The organism is Actinopolymorpha singaporensis, assembly GCF_900104745.1.
In the GTDB taxonomy this organism is placed as follows: domain Bacteria; phylum Actinomycetota; class Actinomycetes; order Propionibacteriales; family Actinopolymorphaceae; genus Actinopolymorpha; species Actinopolymorpha singaporensis.
Map to the genome: position 1 here is coordinate 3,170,619 of NZ_LT629732.1, position 16,968 is coordinate 3,187,586.

Consider the following 16,968-nt stretch of genomic DNA (forward strand, 5'->3'; position numbering starts at 1 on the left):
TCACCTGAGGACGGCGGGATCGTCCGGGTCGCCCGTGGGGGGCGAAGGGGGTGGCTCCGGGCGGTTCCCGATCATTCTCCGGCGCAGGACACCGCGCATCGGCGTACCTCGCCGACCTTCGCACTAGGGTGCAGCCATGACCTGGCTCGTCACCGGAGGCGCCGGCTTCATCGGCGCGCACGTCGTCCATGCTCTTCATGCCGCCGGAGAACAGATCGTGGTGCTCGACGATCTGTCCACCGGGGTGCCCGCCCGGATCGCCGACCTCGACGACGTTCCGCTCGTCCGGGGTTCGGTGCAGGCGACCAGCCTGGTTGCCAAACTGTTGCGGGAGTACGAGATCAGCGGTGTCGTGCACGTGGCCGCGAAGAAGCAGCCTGGGGAGTCGGTCGACAACCCGCTGCTCTACTACCGCGAGAACGTCGGCGGCCTCGAGTCGCTGCTGCGGGCGATGACCGACGTCGGCGTTGACGCGCTGGTCTTCTCCTCCAGCGCCTCCACCTACGGCGACCAGGAAACCGACGTCCTGACCGAGGACGCGACGTGCCGGCCGGTCTCTCCGTACGGCGAGACCAAGCTCGTCGGGGAGTGGATGATCGCGGACGTGGCCCGGAGCACCGGACTGCGGTACGTCTGCCTGCGCTACTTCAACGCCGCCGGTGCCGCCGCTCCCGAGCTCGCCGACACCGGCGCGTTCAACCTCATCCCGATGGTGTTCGAACGCCTGACCTCCGGCCTGCCGCCGAAGATCTTCGGCGACGACTACCCGACCCCGGACGGCACCACCATCCGCGACTACATCCACGTCGGCGACATCGCCTCGGCGCACGTCGCCGCGGCCCGGCACCTCACCGCGGGCCACGAGGTGCGCAAGGTCCTCAACGTAGGTACGGGCAGGGGATCGTCCACCCGCGAGATCGTGGAGACCATCCTCGACGTCTCCGGCCACACCGACCTCAAGCCCGAGGTGCTCGCCCGCCGGCCCGGAGACCCGGCGGTGTCGATCGCGGGCGCGGACCGGATCCGCGAGGTGCTCGGCTGGTCGGCCGAACACGACATGCGGTCCACGGTCGCGGCGGCCTGGCAAGGATGGCTGTTCCACCATCCGGAGGCCGGTCGCGAGAACGGGAAGGCGGCCGGGGGTGCGGAGGCAGGAGCCCGGGATGAGTGAGGCCGGTACGAGTGAAGCCGGTACGAGTGAGGCCGGTACGAGTGAGGCCGGTACGAGTGAGGCCGGTACGAGTGAGGCCGGTACGAGTGAGGCCGGTACGAGTGAGGCCGGTACGTGTGAGCAGGGCCGGGTCCTGTGGAGCCCGCCGGCCGACGTACTCGGCCGGACCAGGATCGGCGACTACCTGCGGTGGCTCGAACGCGAACGCTCGCTGCGGTTCGCCGACTACGCGTCCCTGTGGCGGTGGTCGGTGGACGACCTGCCGGCGTTCTGGGCCAGCGTGTGGGACTACTTCCAGGTGCGCGGCCGGCGCGGCGGCACCGTCCTCGCCGACGACGCCATGCCCGGTGCGCGGTGGTTCCCCGGCGCCCGGCTGAACTACGCCGAGCAGATGCTGGCCGACCTTCCCGCCGAGGGGCCGGTGGTGGTGGCGCGGTCGCAGACCCGGGAGCCGGTCGAGCTGACCGCGGCGCAGCTGAGGGCGGAGGTGGCCCGGGCGCGGGCCGGGCTCGCCCGGCTCGGCGTGGGGCCGGGCGACCGCGTCGCGGCGTACCTCCCGAACATCCCGGAGACCCTCGTCCTGCTGCTGGCCACCGCCAGCCTGGGCGCGGTGTTCTCCTCCTGCGCTCCGGAGTTCGGCACCCGCAGCGTGGTCGACCGGTGGAGCCAGATCGAGCCGAAGGTGCTGGTGGCGGTGGACGGCTACCGCTACGGCGCGAAGGACATCGACCGGACCGACGAGCTGGCCGCCGTCCGCGCGGCACTGCCTTCGCTGGAGCACGTGGTCGTGGTGCCCTACCTGTCCGAGGACGCGGCGCGGCGGATTCCGGAGGCGTCCGGCTGGGCGGATCTGCTGGCCGGGCCCGACCCGGGCGAGCCGGAGTTCGAGCCGGTGGCGTTCGACCATCCGCTGTACCTCCTGTACTCCTCGGGCACCACCGGGCTGCCCAAGCCCATCGTGCACGGGCACGGCGGCATCCTGCTCGAGCACCTGAAGACGCTCGCCCTCCACTTCGACCTGGGGCCGGGCGACCGGTTCTTCTGGTTCTCCACCACCGGCTGGATGATGTGGAACGTCGTGGTGTCCGGCCTGCTCGTCGGTGCCACCGTCGTCCTGGTCGACGGCAACCCCGCGCAGCCCGACCTCGGCTACCTGTGGCGGCTGGCCGACGAGTGTGGTGTGACGTTCTTCGGGACGAGCGCGCCGTTCCTGATGAGCTGCCGCCGGGCCGGGCTGCGTCCGGCCGAGGTGGCCGACCTGTCCCGGATCCGCGTCCTGGGGTCGACGGGCGCGCCGCTGCCGCCCGAGGGTTTCGGCTGGGTGTACGAGAACGTCAACCCCACCTTGCTGCTGCAGTCGTTCTCCGGCGGGACCGACCTGTGCACGGGGTTCGTGGGCGGCTCGCCGCTGCTTCCGGTGTACGCGGGCGAGCTGTCCTGCGCGTGCCTGGGCGCGGCGGTGGCGGCGTACGACCCGGCCGGCCACCCGGTCGTCGGGCAGCTGGGCGAGCTGGTGCTGGAGCGGCCGATGCCGTCCATGCCGGTGGGGTTCTGGGGCGACCAGGACGGCTCCCGCTACCGCGCCGCGTACTTCGCCGACTTCCCCGGTGTGTGGCGGCACGGCGACTGGGTGGAGATCACGCCGCGGGGCACCTGTGTGATCACCGGGCGCTCCGACGCGACCCTGAAGCGGGGCGGGGTACGCATGGGCACCGCGGAGTTCTACTCCGTGGTCGACGGGTTCCCCGAGATCGCCGACAGTCTGGTCGTCCACCTGGAAAACCCGCGGCCCGGCCGCGCAGGTGCGGACGCCTCCGGCGGGAGGGCCGCAGCGGACGCGGGTGAGGAGCTGCTGCTGTTCGTCGTCCTCGCCGAGGGGACCGACCTGGACGACGACCTTCGCCGCCGGCTGGCCGCCGACCTGCGCCGCCAGCTGTCTCCCCGGCACGTGCCGGACGAGATCGTCGCGGTGCGCGCGATCCCGCGGACGCTGTCCGGCAAGAAGCTGGAGGTGCCGGTCAAGCGGATCCTGGAGGGCCGGCCGGTGGAGGAGGCGGCGAGTACGGGTGCGTTGTCGGACCCGGGCGCCCTTGCGGCGTTCGAGGCGTACGCCCGGAACCGGCACGGGGCATCCGAGTAGCTCCCCGCTCTCGCGGCCGTGCGCCGATCGAATCCGTCACCGGCCGGCCGCGCGGAGCCGGGTGACGGTGACCTTCTCCACCTCACAGCGCCGGTCGACCTGGGCGAGGTCGGGGTTGCGGACCAGGATCACCGAGCCCCGCTGCGTCAGCGGGGCCAGCAGTGCGTCCAGGCAGCCGTACGGATCGGCCGGGTTGGCGTCGGTGAGCAGCCGCCCGCCCGGCTCCAGGCCGATCTCCGCAGCACGCCGCCCGGCGGCCGCGACGAGTTCCTCGCCGGTGAGGGTGGCGTCGGGGGCGACCAGGGCGGGAGAGTGCGGATCGACCGGGACGTACGCCGTGAACTGGTCGGCGTACCCCGGCACCTCCGCGCCGTAGTCCAGCACCCCCGCGGGCAGCGGCTCGGTGAACGGCCCGCCCAGCGGGCGCAGCGCGAGCGCCACCGTGTCCCCGGCACCGGCGGCGGGTCCGGTCGTCAGCTCGGCCAGCCGGTCCGGCCCGGTGACCACGAGGTCGGCGCCGGCTCCCTCGTCCACCGTGACGGTGAGCCCGGCCGACCACGCGGCGAGCATCCACACCGCGCCCTGCCAGTGCGGCGGCAGCATGATCGCCACCCGGCCGCCGGGGTCGACCCCCAGGCCGTCCTGGAGGAGGTTCGCGGTCTTGGCGACCCAGTTGTCCAACGTCGCGAGGGACAGCTCCACGCGTTCGCCGGTCGCGTCGTCGTAGAAGGTGAGGAACGGCGTCGCCGGGTCGGCCGCCAGGGCCGCGGCCAGCACGCGCGCGGGAGTGTTCGGAGTCGCCACCCGCCGAGCCTAGGGCATGGCCAGTGGAGGCCCGCGGATCATCTGCTGCCACGCTTCGCGACCAATCCGCCACGCCGGGGCGCGTGATCCGCCACGGTGGGCACGAGTCTCCCGTAGGCTCGCGGTCATGCGGTATGCGGTCATCAACGCGGGGGGCGCGGGCACAAGGTTGTGGCCGCTCTCGCGCGCAAGCTTCCCGAAGCAGCTGCTGAGCGTCCGGGGCGGCAAGAGCCTGCTCCGGCTCGCCTACGAGCGGCTGGAGGGCTTCGTCCCCGACGAGCGGATCTTCGTCTGCGCCGGCACCACGCACCAGCAGGTGATCATGGAGCACCTGCCGGAGCTTCCGGAGGAGAACTTCCTCGGTGAACCGGTCGCCCGCGACACCGCCAACGCGATCGGCCTGGCCTGCGCGGTGATCGTCGAGCGGGATCCGGACGCGGTGGCCGCGTTCGTCACGGCCGACCACGTGATCGAACCCGTGGAGTCCTTCCGCGAGGCGCTGGGCACCGCGTTCGCCACGGTCGAGGCCCACCCGCAGATGCTGGCGACGTTCGGCGTACCGCCCACGTCGGCACACACCGGTCTCGGTTACATCGAACGCGCCGAGCCGCTGCCGGACGCGCCCGGGAGCGCCGGTCCCGGCGGTGGGCCCGCGGTGTTCGGCGTCACGGCCTTCACCGAGAAGCCGGACGCGGCGACCGCGCAGGCCTACGTCGCCGGCGGCCGTCACCTCTGGAACTCCGGCATGTTCGTGTGGCGGGCCGACACCCTGCTCACCCAGCTTCACCGGCACCTGCCGGGCGCCTACGACGGCGTGACCCGGATCGCCAAGGCGTGGGACACCCCCGAACGCACGACCGTGGCGGAGAAGGCCTACGCCGAGCTGCCCAAGATCAGCATCGACTACGCCGTGATGGAGCCCGCGGCGCGAGGCGAGGACGAGGCCCGCGTCGTGGTGGTCCCGATGTCGGTCGACTGGATCGACGTCGGCGCCTGGCCGGCCCTGGCGCGCACGCTCGCCAACGACCCGGCCCACAACGCCAGCAACGCCGTCACGGTGCTGGTCGACTCCGAGGGCAACATCGTGGTCAGTGACGACCCCGAGCACCTGGTGGCGACCGTCGGACTGCGCGACACGATCGTCGTGCACACCCCGGACGTCACGATGGTGTGCCCGAAGAACGACGCCGAGCGGGTGAAGGACCTCGTGGCCCGGGTCCGCCAGACCCACGGCGACCGGTACGCCTGAGGCTGCCGGCCCGCGGCTCAGGGGCCCTGGGGCTCAGGAGAGTCGGTGGCGGGGAACTTCCTCATGAACCGCGCGATCGCCTGCCCACTCACCTTCGCCGCGTACTGACGTCGCCCTGCGGCCGTCGACCAGTGGGTGAAGGCGAGGTGCTTGCCGGCGGGAAAGGCGCCCTCGCCCCTCTTCCACGGGGCGACGACGAGCTTCCTGGCGTTGTCGAACTCGGTGGACTCGTACCGCCTGGCGATGTTGCGCAGGGCGGCCAACTGCGCGGGATCGTCCGCGATCGTGTCGTCGTACCACACGACAGTGTAGCCGTGTTCGAGATTGTGCACGAGCGTCTCGATGGCGGGGCGGTCCCTGGCGTCGTAGAACTTCCGCGAAAAGCTCGCCGGCTGCGCCCAGTGCGGTCCGGCGGACGGCGGAACCGTGCGGTAGGCGATCACCTCGCCGGTCGGCCGGTGGTCGTTGATGCCGGCGGAACTGTCGTTCTGTACGGCACTCAGCCCGGCCTGCGCGGCGGGCACCCCGAGCGCGGGGAAGGCCTTGGCGTCCCGGCGGTCCATCCAGTTCCCGACGGGTACCCAGGCCGCCGCGCCGACGACCACCAGGCCGACCAGTACGCAGACCGCGACAAGGGTGAGCCTCCTGCGACGCTCGGTGCGCTCGTGCTCCTCACGCGCCTGCTCGATCTGCAGCAGCCTCGTCGTGTCCTGCTTCTTCTTCGCCACGGCCGTCCCTCGCTCGTGCGCCCGGTCACGTGGCGCTCGGTTCGTCCTGGGAGTGTACGAAAGATCACCGGCGAAGCGACCGGACCTTCCGGTGCGGCCGGTACGCCGTCGAGGCCGGGCGTCCAGCAGACTGGACCCCATGTCCGCGCCGACCGTCGAACGCACCCGCACGGTGGTGACCGAAGCTCCGGTCGACCCGGTGGTGACGTTGCGCAGCCTGCGGCGCGGAGGCGGCGACCCCGTGCACCGCACCGCTCCCGACGGCTCGATCTGGCGCGGCACCCGGACCCCCGACGGCGTGGCCACCGTGGTGATCTCGGCCCGGCCCGCCGACGGTGCGATCGAGGGACGCGCGTGGGGGCCAGGCGCAGACTGGATCCTCGACCACCTGCCCGGGCTGGTGGGCGCGGAGGACGACCCGGCCGGCTTCGAGCCCGGCCTCGCGCTGCTGGAACGCCTGCACCGCCGGTTCGCCGGCTGGCGGGTGTGCCGTACCGGCCTGGTGATGGAGTCCCTGACGCCCGCGATCCTGGAACAGAAGGTCACCTCCACCGAGGCGTGGCGGTCCTGGCGCGAACTCGTGTGGCGGTTCGGTGAGCGGGCGCCCGGCCCGGCGCCGTTCCCGCTGTGGGTGCAGCCGGACGCCCGTACGCTCGCCGGCCTGCCGTCGTGGGAGTGGCACCGCGCGGGCGTCGGTCCGCAGCGGGCGCAGACCCTGGTCCGCTGCGCCCGGCTGGCCACCGCCCTGGAGCGTACGGTCGGGCTGGACTTCGCCGAGGTCGAACGCCGGCTGCGCAGCGTTCCGGGCGTAGGGGTGTGGACCGCGGCCGAGGTGATGCAGCGGGCGCACGGGAACGCCGACGCGGTGTCGGTGGGCGACTTCCACGTCGCCAAGTCGGTCGGCTGGGCACTCGCCGCCGAGCCGTACGACGACGAGACCATGCTGGCAGTGCTGGAACGCTGGCGCGGTCATCGGTACCGCGTCACCCGGCTGATCGAACTCGCCGGAATCACTGCACCGCGCCGCGGCCCGCGGTTCGCCCCGCGCGACTACCGAGCGTTCTGAGCGGCGCGCTCGGCAGCTTTCCGGGCACCGTTCTCGGCGGGGTTCTGCGCAGCGTTCCGGCCGGTGCCGATCGCCAGCGCCCCGACCGGTTCGGCGCCCGCGGGCAGTACATGGCGTACCGCTTCCCCGGCGGCCTCGGCAGGGACCCACTGGCAGGCCAGCCCCTCGACCACGCAGGAACGCACCAGTCGCTCGCGCAGTCCACCCGCACCGAGCAGGACGTCGGTGCGGCCGGCTTCACCGTCGGCACGGACATGGACGATGACCAGGACGGGCACCGAGGAGGGCAGGCCGAGCGCGTCCAGGATCGGTTTGAGAACCCGCGCCTCGGTCACCTCGACCGCACCCCACCGCCCGGGGGTCCCCGGCTCGGCCGTCATACCTGCGGGCTCAGCCGTGGTGTCGGCCAGGCCGGACAGCGCCCGGCGTACCTGGTCGGCGTCCACCGCCACGTCGGCGAGCGGCTCGGTGGCGACCGGGAGCCGAAGTGCCTCCCGCCTGGCTTCCCGTGCGCCGAGCCGGAACATGTCGTCCTCGGCGGACCGGACCAGCGCGCGCACGCCCGGCCCGTCCTCGTCGGTGACGAGCGCCGCGAGCCCGCGCACGACGGCCACCGGGACCTGTGCGCTCTTGCCCTTGACGAGTTCGGCCGCACCGGCGATCTCGTCCGCGTGCGCCGGGGCTGTGACGACGAGTTCGTTGCCGTACGCGTCGACCCGGCCGCGGTGCTCCTCGACCACGCGTACGCCGGCGGCGCCGATGGCGAGGTCGGTCTGGCCGAGCCGCCAGGGCCGGCCGAAGGTGTCGGTGACGACCACGCCGACCCGCACGCCGAGGCGTTCGGTCACCCCGCGACGGAGCCGGCGTGCGGACTCGTCGGAGTCCAGCGGGAGCAGCAGGAGGCGGCCGGGCTCGACGTTGGACGCGTCCACGCCGGCGGCGGCCATCACGAACCCGTGCCGGGTCTGGACGATCTGGGTGGGTCCGCGTTCGGCGACCACCCGGACGGTCTCGGAGCGGATCGCGGCGAACCGGTCGTCGCCCGCGACCACGCGGCCCTCGGACTTGCTGACGATCTTGCTGGACACCACCAGCACGTCGCCGTCGCGGACGTCGGTGGCGTGGTCGGCCACCAGCGCGGCGAGGTCGTCGCCCTCCCTGACCTCGGGGATCCCGAGGACGGGGATGACGAGGATCGAGCCGGTACGCGGGTCGTCGCTCACCGGCGAACCTCCTCGGCGAGTTCCAGGGCGACCCCGGCCATCGCGGCGGTGGTCGCGACGTCGGTCATCATCAACGGCACGGCGCGCGCGGCGATGCCCGCCTCCCGGATCCGGCCCACCGACTCGGCGTCGCGTTCGTCGACCAGCCACCCGTCCAGCAGCCCGCCGTCGCCGCGGGCACCGAAGTGCAGCGCGACACCGGCCGCGGAGGTGTCGACGCCGATGGACGGGAGAAGCTTGTCCGCCATCCCGCGTACCGGTGCGCCGCCCACGATCGGGGACAGCCCGACCACCGGCGCGGAGGCGGAGCGGACCGCGTCACGGACGCCGGGCACGGAGAGGATCGGCCCGACGCTCACCACCGGGTTGGACGGGGGCAGCAGGAGAAGGTCGGCGCCGGTGATCGCCTCGAGTACGCCGGGAGCGGGGGTCGCCTCACCGACGCCCTCGACGTCGACCGTGACCACGGGCAGGGACGCGTGGTGACGGACCCAGTACTCCTGGAAGTGCAGCCGGCGCCGGCCGTCGGGGGAGTCCGGGTCCTCCACGACGACGTGGGTCTCCACCCGGTCGTCGGTCATCGGGATGAGGCGTACCGGCAGCCGCCAGCGAGCGGTGAGCGCGGCGGTCGCCTCCGAGAGCGTCCGGCCCTCGGCCAGCATCGCCGTTCGGACCAGGTGGGTCCCGATGTCGCGGTCCCCGAGCCCGAACCACGACGGCACCGAGTCGTACGCCCGGATCTCCTCCAGGGCGTTCCAGGACTCGTCCGCGCGGCCCCAGCCCCGGGCCTCGTCGTTGCCGCCGCCCAGGGTGTACATGACCGTGTCCAGGTCGGGGGAGACGCGCAGGCCGTAGAGAGTGAGGTCGTCACCGGTGTTGCCGATGACCGTGACTTCGGCGTCGGGGGAGTGGGCGAGCAGGCCGCGCAGGAAGCGCGCTGCGCCGATCCCGCCGGCGAGAACCGTGATCCGCACGCCACCAGTGTGCCCCCTCCGCATGGCCGGGCTCTCGCCGCGTCTGTCCACAGGCCGGTCGGGACGGATCGGGCGATCTGCGCCATAGTGGTGCCGGTCGCCGGGGGGCCCGCCGCGACCAGCCGCCCAACGGATCGACTTTGGGCCCACCACGTGGGTCCCCACGTCGGGCCACCGTGTGGGAGGCTGCAGCCCGACATCACACCCAGATTTGGGGGTAGCACGTGGTTACCGAGACGACCAAGCCGCAGCGTGAGCTGTTCGCGTGGGTGCTGCTGGGCGCCGGCATCCTGGTCGGCCTGGTGGCGGTGTCGCGACTCGGCATCGACAGCGGCTCCGGCTTCGCGCTGACGGCGTTCGCCTACCAGGGCCGATTCGTACAGCCGGTGCTCGTGGCCCTCCTTGTGCTCGCGGTGGTCCTCGTGACCCACCTCGGCGAGCCCACGCCGAAGGCGCGCGTCATCACCCTGGTCGCGCTGGCGGTGCTGACGATCCTGACCCTGCTGGGGCTGGTGACCTGGCTCGGCGGGATGGCCGCCGACGTTCGCCTGCCCAGCGGCGTGGGCGCCTTCGGCATCGACGGCAAGCTGGCCACCGCGGTGCAGCAGCTCGCCTACCTCGCGATCGCCGGCGCCGCCCTCTTCTTCGTGTTCACCACGCTGAAGGCGCTGCCGCAGCCGGTGGGCAGCCTGGCCGACAGTCTGGGCGGCAGTCTGGGCGGCGGCAAGCGGGAGGGCCGCAAGGACAAGCGCGGGCAGGACAAGTCCGGTGGACTCCTCGGCCGGTTCGGCGGCGAGCAGCAGGGCAGCGGACACGACCAGCGTGACGAGCAGCAGCAGGGTCAGTACGCCCAGTCGGCGTACGCGCAGGGCGGCTACGACCAAGGCGGGTACGACCAGGGCGGGTACGACCAGGCCGGGTACTACGCCCAGGGCCAGGACCAGTACGCCCAGCAGGGCTACGACCAGTACGCCCAGCAGGGCTACGACCAGTACGGCGGACAGGGCTACGCCCAGCAGGGCCAGTACGGCGAGTACGCCCAGCAGGGCTACGACCAGTACGGCGGACAGGGCTACGCCCAGCAGGGCCAGTACGGCGAGTACGCCCAGCAGGGCCAGTACGACCAGCAGCCGTACGGCCGGCCCGACCAGGGTCACTACCCGCAGCCCGCTCAGTACGGTCAGCCCGACCAGGGCCAGCACGGCCAGCAGGGCTACGGCCAGCACGGCCAGTACGGCCAGGGTGAGTACGACCAGGGTCAGGACGACCAGCGGAATGCCTACGGTCAGCAGGGCCGGTACGACCAGCCGGGGCACGCCCCACAGGAGGGGCCGTTCGACCACGGCCGGCAGGAGCAGTACGGCCGGCCGGAGTACGGCCAGGGCGACGCCGGGCAGCAGTACGCCGCCTACTCCTCGTTCGGTCCGGACGCCGGCCGGGACTCCGGGGCGAACGAACACGGTGGGCCCTACCACAACCAGCCCGGCGACCGCGAGCCGCAGCACGACCAGGGCCGGCCCGACCACGATCGTCCCGCGGGCCGCGCTGCGCGGCGCGATCCGGACAGCACGCAGTTCTTCGGCCGCGACTACCCCGAGCCGGTCGACGCGCCGGATGCCCGGCCGTCCGAGCCAGCTGCCCCGGCGTCCGGGGCGGACGACGAGGACGACGACCACACCCGGGTCGTCCACATGGGAAACCTCGACGGGCCTGACAGTGAGCCGGGGCTGGACGAGGGCCGACCCGGCCAGGGCCGCGGTGACGAGGGCCGTGGTGACCAGGGCAGGGCTCGTGAGGAACAGCAGAGCTGGTGGTCGCAGCCGCCACGCTGAGGCGTGAAGCGCGAGGCGCCACCGCGGGCGAGACGATCGGGCCCGGCCAGAACCCAGCTTCTGGCCGGGCCCGATCGCGTTGTCGGCGATTCAGATCCCTTGTGTGGTTGGGATTCTCTCCCATACCGGCTCCGATCGCCTTGCCCCGTTGAGGTTTCCGCCATGCTCCGGGTGGCTATGTCCGCTTATAGCAGACCTCAAGTTGACGTAGCGGGATTTCCAGCATGTAATTTCAGCTGTGTCATTCCCGCCGTTCCGGGGAAGTACCAGAACGGTGTGACACGGAAGCACCGCTCGGAGTTTGGTGCGGGGACGGACGGCGACGTCGACCCGGTCTGCGCCGCGAGCAACCCGAGTAACTGGTCGGCAACGGGGATTTTTCTCACGGGGACGTGGGTCGAGGAGGCGAGGACCGTGGCAGAGCCCAGCCTGCTGCACGGCAGCGCCGAGGAAGAGCTCAGCTGGCAGGAACGCGCGCTGTGCGCGCAGACCGACCCGGAGGCGTTCTTTCCGGAAAAAGGTGGATCCACCCGCGAAGCGAAGCGGGTGTGCATGGTGTGCGAGGTCAGATCGGCGTGCCTGACCTATGCACTGGAACACGACGAACGCTTCGGTATCTGGGGCGGCCTCTCCGAGCGGGAGCGCCGTCGGATGAAGAAGCGCGCGGTCTGAGCGACAGATCCCGGGCCGCCTCGGCGCGGGACCGTGGGCCGGACGCCTGCGGTCCCGTGCTGTCCAACCCGGCGTCGGGGGGCTTCCCCGACGCGTCTGCCCTGAGGTGAGCGCCCGACCTGTCCCAGCCTGAGGCCGTTCGTCGGAAGCGTCGCGTAGTGTGTGGGCTTGCACCGAGCCCCCCACCTGTGAGGTTCCGCTTTCCGCATGAGCGAGCGTTCAGGAGCCGAGGCGTCGTCGCGCCCGATCGTCACCGCCGTCGTCGTGTCCCACAACGGCGCGCCGTGGCTGCATGAGCTGATCGCCGGGATCCAGGCCCAGACCCGCCCGCCGGACCGCGTGGTGACCGTCGACACCGGCAGCCTCGACGACTCCCGCGACCTGCTGGTAGGCAAGCTCGGCGGCCCGGTCATCGACGCCCCGGCACGGACCGGCTTCGGCGCCGCCGTCGACCGCGCGGTTCAGGCACTGCCTCCCGCCGAGCCGGGCGAGTGGCTGTGGCTGCTGCACGACGACTGCGCTCCCGATCCGGGCGCGCTGGAGGCGCTGCTGCGCCAGGCCGAGTCCGCTCCGGGAGCCGCGGTCCTCGGTCCCAAGCTGCGCGACTGGCCCAACGGCCGGCGGTTGCTCGAGGTCGGAGTGACCATCGCCGGCAGCGGAGCCCGCGAGACCGGCCTGGAGTTCGGCGAGTACGACCAGGGCCAGCACGACGGCGTACGCGAGGTCCTCGCGGTCAGCACCGCCGGCATGTTCGTCCGGCGCGACGTGTTCGAGCACCTCGGCGGCTTCGATCCCCAGCTGCGCCTCTTCCGTGACGACGTCGACTTCGGCTGGCGCGTCGTCCGCGCGGGCCACCAGGTGCTGACCTGCCCCGACGCGGTGGTGCACCACGCGGAGGCGGGTCACCGCCGGTACCGCCTACTGGACGCCGTGCCTCATCGGCCGCGGCTGACCGACCGCCGCAACGCGCTCTACACCCTCCTGGTCAACTCCGCGGCCTGGCGGGTTCCCTTCCTCCTCGTCCGGCTGGCCGTGGGCTCGCTGCTGCGGGTGCTCGGCCTGCTGGTCGCGAAGTGGCCCGACGCGGCGTACGACGAGTTCCGTGCTTTCGCCGGTGCCTACTCCCGGCCCGACCTGATCCTGCGGGCACGACGCCGACGGGCCCGGACGGCCCGGGTCGGCAGTGGCGCCGTCCGCCGGCTGCTTCCGCCCCCGTGGATCGGGCTGCAACACGCCTTCGACGGGCTGATGGCGCTGGTCTCGGCCCGCTCCGGCACGCACGTCGGCACCGGCCGGCGATCACGTCGGGTGATCGAGACCGGCCCGGTCGCGGAGGAAACCGAGGAACTCGACGACGACACCCCGGGCGTCTGGCGGTGGCTGGTCGCCCGCCCGGCGCTGCTGGTCGTGCTGGCGGTGACCGTGGTGACGCTGGTCGCGTGCCGCAACCTGCTCGGCGGCGGCGAGCTTGGCGGCGGAGCACTGCTGCCGGCCCCCGACGGCGCGGCCGACCTGTGGCGCCGGGCGTACGAAGGCTGGCACCCGGTCGAGCTCGGCAGCGGCCGGCCCGCGCCGCCGTACCTCACCGTCCTGGCCCTGGTCAGCTCGCTCCTCCTCGGCAAGGCCTGGCTGGCTGTCGACGTACTCCTGCTCGGTTCGGTGCCGCTGGCCGCGATCACCTGCTACCTCCTGATGCGGCCGGTGGTGGCGACCCGGCCGCTGCGCCTGTGGGCGACGGCGACGTACGCCCTGCTGCCGGTGGTGACCGGTGCGGTCGCGGCCGGCCGGATCGGCACGTGCGTGGCCATCGTGGTCCTGCCGCTGGTGGCGCTGGCGGTGCTGCGGACCTACGGACCGGGGGTCACCGTCGGCAGCTGGAGCGCCGCCTGGGCCGCCGGCCTGCTGCTCGCCGTCCTCACCGCGTTCGTCCCCCTCGGCTACGTCGCGGCGCTGCTGCTGGGGCTGGTGGCGATCGCGTTGCCCACGCTGCGCAAGCCCGGAAGCGTGGGCCGGATCGTGGTGGCGCTCGCGGTGCCGCCGCTGGCGCTGTTGCCCTGGCTTCCGGTCGTCGCCCGTGATCCCGGTGTCCTGCTGGGTGAGGCCGGGCTGGCGGTGCCGGGGCTGGCCGACTCGCACCTGGCTCCGCTGCGCCTGGCGTTCGGCAGCCCGGGCGGCCCCGGTGGGGCACCGGCGTGGATGTTCGGCCTGCTGTGCGTGGTGGCGCTGGTGGCGCTGCTGCGCCGTGACCGGGCACGTGGCGTCCTCGCGGCCTGGGGACTCAGCCTGGCCGGTCTCGCGCTCGGGCTGGTGCAGAGCAGGCTGACGGTCGTCACCGAGTGGGTGCCCGTCGGGGTCCCGGCCTGGCCCGGTCTGGCCTCGGTACTCATCCTGGCCGGCTGGATCCTCGCGATCGTGCACGGCGCCGACGGCGCCCGCCGCGTCTTCCGGCAGCGGAGCTTCTCCTGGCGTCAGCCGGGCATCGGCGTGGCCGTCGTGGTCGCGGTGACCGCTCCGGTGCTCGTCGCCGGGTGGTGGGTCATCCGGGGCGCGGACGGCCCGATCAACCGGGACGCCGGGCCCGCGGTCCCGGCATACATGCGGGCCGCGCAGAAGTCCGCCGCCCAACCACGGGCCCTGGTCGTCCAGGCCGACGCCGGCGCGGTTCGCTACGCACTGCTACGCGGTGCCGCCGCACGCCTCGGCGATGCCCAGACCGGTGCGCCCGTCCGCACGCTCGACCGCCTGGACACCACCGTCGGCGACCTGCTCGGTGATTCCCAGCGGGAGACCACCGCCGCCCGCCTGGCCGGCTACGACATCGGGTACGTCTACCTCCCGGCCCCCGCCGACGCGGCGTCGGCCGAGCGGCTGGACGCGACCCCCGGTCTCGTCCGGTCCAGCGCGCCGGACGGCGCGGCCGCGTGGAAGGTCGACCTGCCGGTCGGCCGGCTGCGGATCCTCGACCCACGGGGCGCGGCCGGGGCCGGCACCTCCTCGGGAGCCTCGTCGGCCGCGGTCGTCGGAGTCGACCCCGGCGGTGCCGCGGTCACGGTGCCGGACGGTCCGGCAGGCCGGTTGCTGGTGCTCGCCGAGGCCTACGACCGGTCGTGGCGGGCCAGCCTGGCCGGTGAGCACCTCAAGCCGGTGCGCCACGACGGGTGGGCGCAGGCGTTCGAGCTGCCCGCGAGCGGCGGCCGCCTGGTCCTCGACTCCACCCCGAAGCTGCACGGCGAACTCCTCGCGGTCCAGGGGTTCCTGGTGCTGGTGTTCCTGATCCTCGCGCTGCCCACCCGGCCGCGGCGGGATCCGCTGCCGATGGAGCCGGCGGGCGGCCGGCGCGTGGGCGGCTCGTTCGGCACCGACGGCAGGCCCGGCAGGCGCTCGGCCGCGGCCGGCGCACGATCCGGCGCGGCCTCGACGGGCGACACACTGACCGGCAGCACCCTGACCGGCAGCACCTCGACCGGCAGCACCTCGACCGGTCGAGGTGCTGCCGGTCGACCTCGTGAGGGGGTTCGAAACCGATGAGCAACCCCTTCGTCCGGCTCGGCGCCGTCGTGGTCGCCGCGGCCGTGCTGGTCGGCGGCGCGACCCTGGCCGGCCCGGCGCTGACCTCGGCCGACGAGCCGGCCCGGGCGTCCGGCCGGCCCACCCGCGTCCCCGTGGACCGCGCGACACTGGTGTGCCCGGAGTCCCGCTACGTGTCCTCGGAGAGCAGCGCCACCGACGTGGCCGCCGTGTCCGCGCCGGCGCGGATCGACGCACCCGGTGTGGGGGCGGAGGCTGCCCGGCGGGCCGAGGCCGCCCCCGGCCAGCTCGCCGTACTACCCCTCGGCTCGGCCAAGCCGCTGGCCTCGGTCGACCAGCGCGAACGCCTGGCCGCCTACTCCGTCCGCAAGGCCGACACTCCGCCGCTGCTGGTGAGCGCGCAGGGCGCGGTGGCCCCCGGAGCCGCTGCCGGCCAGCTCACCCGGTCCGGGTCGGGCCCGCTGCGTGGCCTGGCGGAGGCGCCGTGCACCCAGCCCGGCACGCAGTTCTGGTTCGTCGGCACCGGCAGCGCGCTGGGCCAGCACGGCCGCCTCTACCTCACCAACACCGACGAGGGCTCGGCCCAGGTGGACCTGCGCCTGTACGACGAGAAGGGACCGGTCGACGCCGACGCCGCCCGCGGGCTCACCGTGGCGCCGGGGCGGCAGACCGTCGTCGAACTCGACAAGCTGGCGCCCACCAGCAAGCGGCTCGCGGTCGCGGTCGTGGCCCAGCGCGGCCGGGTCGCGGCGGCACTGCGCAACGACGCGCAGAACGCCGACACCGCGATGGGTGTCGACTGGATCCCCTCGGCGACATCGCCGGCCAAGCAGGTCGTCGTGCCGGGCGTCGCCCCCGGTGACGGCGACCGCGTCCTCAGCGTGGTGGCCCCGGCAGACTCCACCGCCAGCGTGAACCTCTCCGTGCTCGGCCCCGACGGCACGTTCCGCCCGTCCGGGCTCGGCGACCTGGAGGTCAAGCCCGGCACGGTCGCGGAGATCCCCCTGCAGGACGCTCTCCGCAAGCAGGCGGGTGCGGTCCGGGTGGAGTCCGACGTGCCCGTCACCGCCTCGGTCCGAAGCGTGTTCGGCTCCGGCTCCAAGCCGCACGACGTGGCGTACTCCGCGGCGTCCTCTCCGCTCTCCGGCCCGGCCGTGGTGCCGTCCACCGACGCCGGCAAGGGCAGGTCTGCCAGCCTGCTGCTGTCCAGTCCCTCCCAGCAGGCGGTCAAGGCCTCCGTGCGGTTGTACTCCGACGACGGTCGCGAGGTGGGCTCGACGAAGGTGACGGTTCGGCCCGGCAGCACGGAGGAGACCAGGCTGGAGCCGAAGGAGGTCAGCCGCTACACCGTGGTGGTCACGCCCGACGGCGGCGGCCCGTTGTACGGGAGCAGGCTACGGGTCGAGGACGACCCGGACGGGCCGATGGCCTCGTCGTGGCCGCTGACGTCCGCCGAGGCGACGGTCGTACGCCCGGCTGCGCGGTCCGACATCGGCGCGGGGATCGGAGTCCGGGAGACCGTCGACCCGATGTTCCGGTAGCCGATCGCGCCGCCGCTTCGGCGGGGCCAAGGACAGGTAC

The 16,968-nt window shown here is 73.3% G+C and carries 12 protein-coding genes; 8 read left to right on the forward strand and 4 right to left on the reverse strand.

Going from position 1 to position 16,968, the window contains the following annotated elements:
* Positions 1-136: 136 nt before the first annotated feature.
* A complete protein-coding gene (galE, locus tag BLU27_RS14445; RefSeq protein ID WP_092654119.1) occupies positions 137-1,171 on the forward strand; it encodes a UDP-glucose 4-epimerase GalE in 1,035 nt (344 codons plus the stop codon).
* A complete protein-coding gene (locus BLU27_RS14450; protein WP_197681838.1) occupies positions 1,164-3,311 on the forward strand; it encodes an acetoacetate--CoA ligase in 2,148 nt (715 codons plus the stop codon). The genes galE and BLU27_RS14450 overlap by 8 nt, the downstream gene beginning before the upstream one ends.
* A 36-nt stretch (positions 3,312-3,347) precedes the next feature.
* Here the strand turns inward: BLU27_RS14450 and BLU27_RS14455 are convergent, their stop codons facing one another.
* Positions 3,348-4,115: a TIGR03089 family protein gene (locus tag BLU27_RS14455; RefSeq protein ID WP_092654121.1), complete on the reverse strand. Its 768-nt coding sequence runs from the start codon at positions 4,113-4,115 to the stop codon at positions 3,348-3,350.
* A gap of 127 nt (positions 4,116-4,242) precedes the next feature.
* Between BLU27_RS14455 and BLU27_RS14460 the strand changes: the two genes are divergently transcribed.
* Positions 4,243-5,364, forward strand: a complete 1,122-nt coding sequence (locus BLU27_RS14460) for a mannose-1-phosphate guanylyltransferase (RefSeq protein ID WP_092654123.1) — start codon at positions 4,243-4,245, stop codon at positions 5,362-5,364.
* A gap of 17 nt (positions 5,365-5,381) precedes the next feature.
* Here the strand turns inward: BLU27_RS14460 and BLU27_RS14465 are convergent, their stop codons facing one another.
* Positions 5,382-6,092, reverse strand: a complete 711-nt coding sequence (locus BLU27_RS14465) for a DUF3105 domain-containing protein (protein WP_157728530.1) — start codon at positions 6,090-6,092, stop codon at positions 5,382-5,384.
* 139 nt (positions 6,093-6,231) lie between these two features.
* On the opposite strand from BLU27_RS14465, the gene BLU27_RS14470 reads away from it, so the two are divergent.
* Positions 6,232-7,158 carry a DNA-3-methyladenine glycosylase family protein gene (locus BLU27_RS14470; RefSeq protein WP_092654127.1) on the forward strand — a complete coding sequence of 309 codons (927 nt, stop codon included), beginning with the start codon at positions 6,232-6,234 and terminating at the stop codon, positions 7,156-7,158.
* Here the strand turns inward: BLU27_RS14470 and BLU27_RS14475 are convergent.
* Together BLU27_RS14475 and cofD are read right to left on the reverse strand one after the other, a co-directional pair.
* Positions 7,143-8,381 (reverse strand): coenzyme F420-0:L-glutamate ligase, encoded by a 1,239-nt coding sequence (locus BLU27_RS14475; RefSeq protein WP_172804950.1) that lies wholly within the window; start codon positions 8,379-8,381, stop codon positions 7,143-7,145. The two genes, BLU27_RS14470 and BLU27_RS14475, sit on opposite strands and share 16 nt — an antisense overlap.
* Positions 8,378-9,355 (reverse strand): 2-phospho-L-lactate transferase, encoded by a 978-nt coding sequence (cofD, locus tag BLU27_RS14480; RefSeq protein WP_092654129.1) that lies wholly within the window; start codon positions 9,353-9,355, stop codon positions 8,378-8,380. Before cofD ends, BLU27_RS14475 begins: the two co-directional genes overlap by 4 nt.
* Positions 9,356-9,579: 224 nt before the next feature.
* Here cofD and BLU27_RS14485 point away from each other — a divergent pair, with 224 nt between their 5' ends.
* From BLU27_RS14485 to BLU27_RS14500, 4 genes are all read left to right on the forward strand, one after another.
* Complete coding sequence (locus BLU27_RS14485; RefSeq protein ID WP_092654131.1) at positions 9,580-11,187, forward strand: hypothetical protein; 1,608 nt, start codon at positions 9,580-9,582, stop codon at positions 11,185-11,187.
* 414 nt (positions 11,188-11,601) lie between these two features.
* A complete protein-coding gene (locus BLU27_RS14490; protein ID WP_092657708.1) occupies positions 11,602-11,859 on the forward strand; it encodes a WhiB family transcriptional regulator in 258 nt (85 codons plus the stop codon).
* A gap of 207 nt (positions 11,860-12,066) precedes the next feature.
* Positions 12,067-15,387, forward strand: a complete 3,321-nt coding sequence (locus BLU27_RS14495) for a glycosyltransferase family 2 protein (protein WP_092654133.1) — start codon at positions 12,067-12,069, stop codon at positions 15,385-15,387.
* The gene (locus BLU27_RS14500) at positions 15,384-16,928 is read left to right on the forward strand and encodes a DUF5719 family protein (RefSeq protein ID WP_092654134.1); all 1,545 of its coding nucleotides are present in this window, start codon (positions 15,384-15,386) and stop codon (positions 16,926-16,928) included. The genes BLU27_RS14495 and BLU27_RS14500 overlap by 4 nt, the downstream gene beginning before the upstream one ends.
* Positions 16,929-16,968: the final 40 nt, after the last annotated feature.

Excerpts from the sequence above, each read along its gene's own strand:
- BLU27_RS14495 (WP_092654133.1), top strand. The coding sequence starts at position 12,067 with ATGAGCGAGCGTTCAGGAGCCGAGGCGTCGTCGCGCCCGATCGTCACC.
- galE (WP_092654119.1), top strand. The coding sequence starts at position 137 with ATGACCTGGCTCGTCACCGGAGGCGCCGGCTTCATCGGCGCGCACGTC.
- BLU27_RS14460 (WP_092654123.1), top strand. The coding sequence starts at position 4,243 with ATGCGGTATGCGGTCATCAACGCGGGGGGCGCGGGCACAAGGTTGTGG.
- BLU27_RS14470 (WP_092654127.1), top strand. The coding sequence starts at position 6,232 with ATGTCCGCGCCGACCGTCGAACGCACCCGCACGGTGGTGACCGAAGCT.
- BLU27_RS14500 (WP_092654134.1), top strand. The coding sequence starts at position 15,384 with ATGAGCAACCCCTTCGTCCGGCTCGGCGCCGTCGTGGTCGCCGCGGCC.
- BLU27_RS14450 (WP_197681838.1), top strand. The coding sequence starts at position 1,164 with ATGAGTGAGGCCGGTACGAGTGAAGCCGGTACGAGTGAGGCCGGTACG.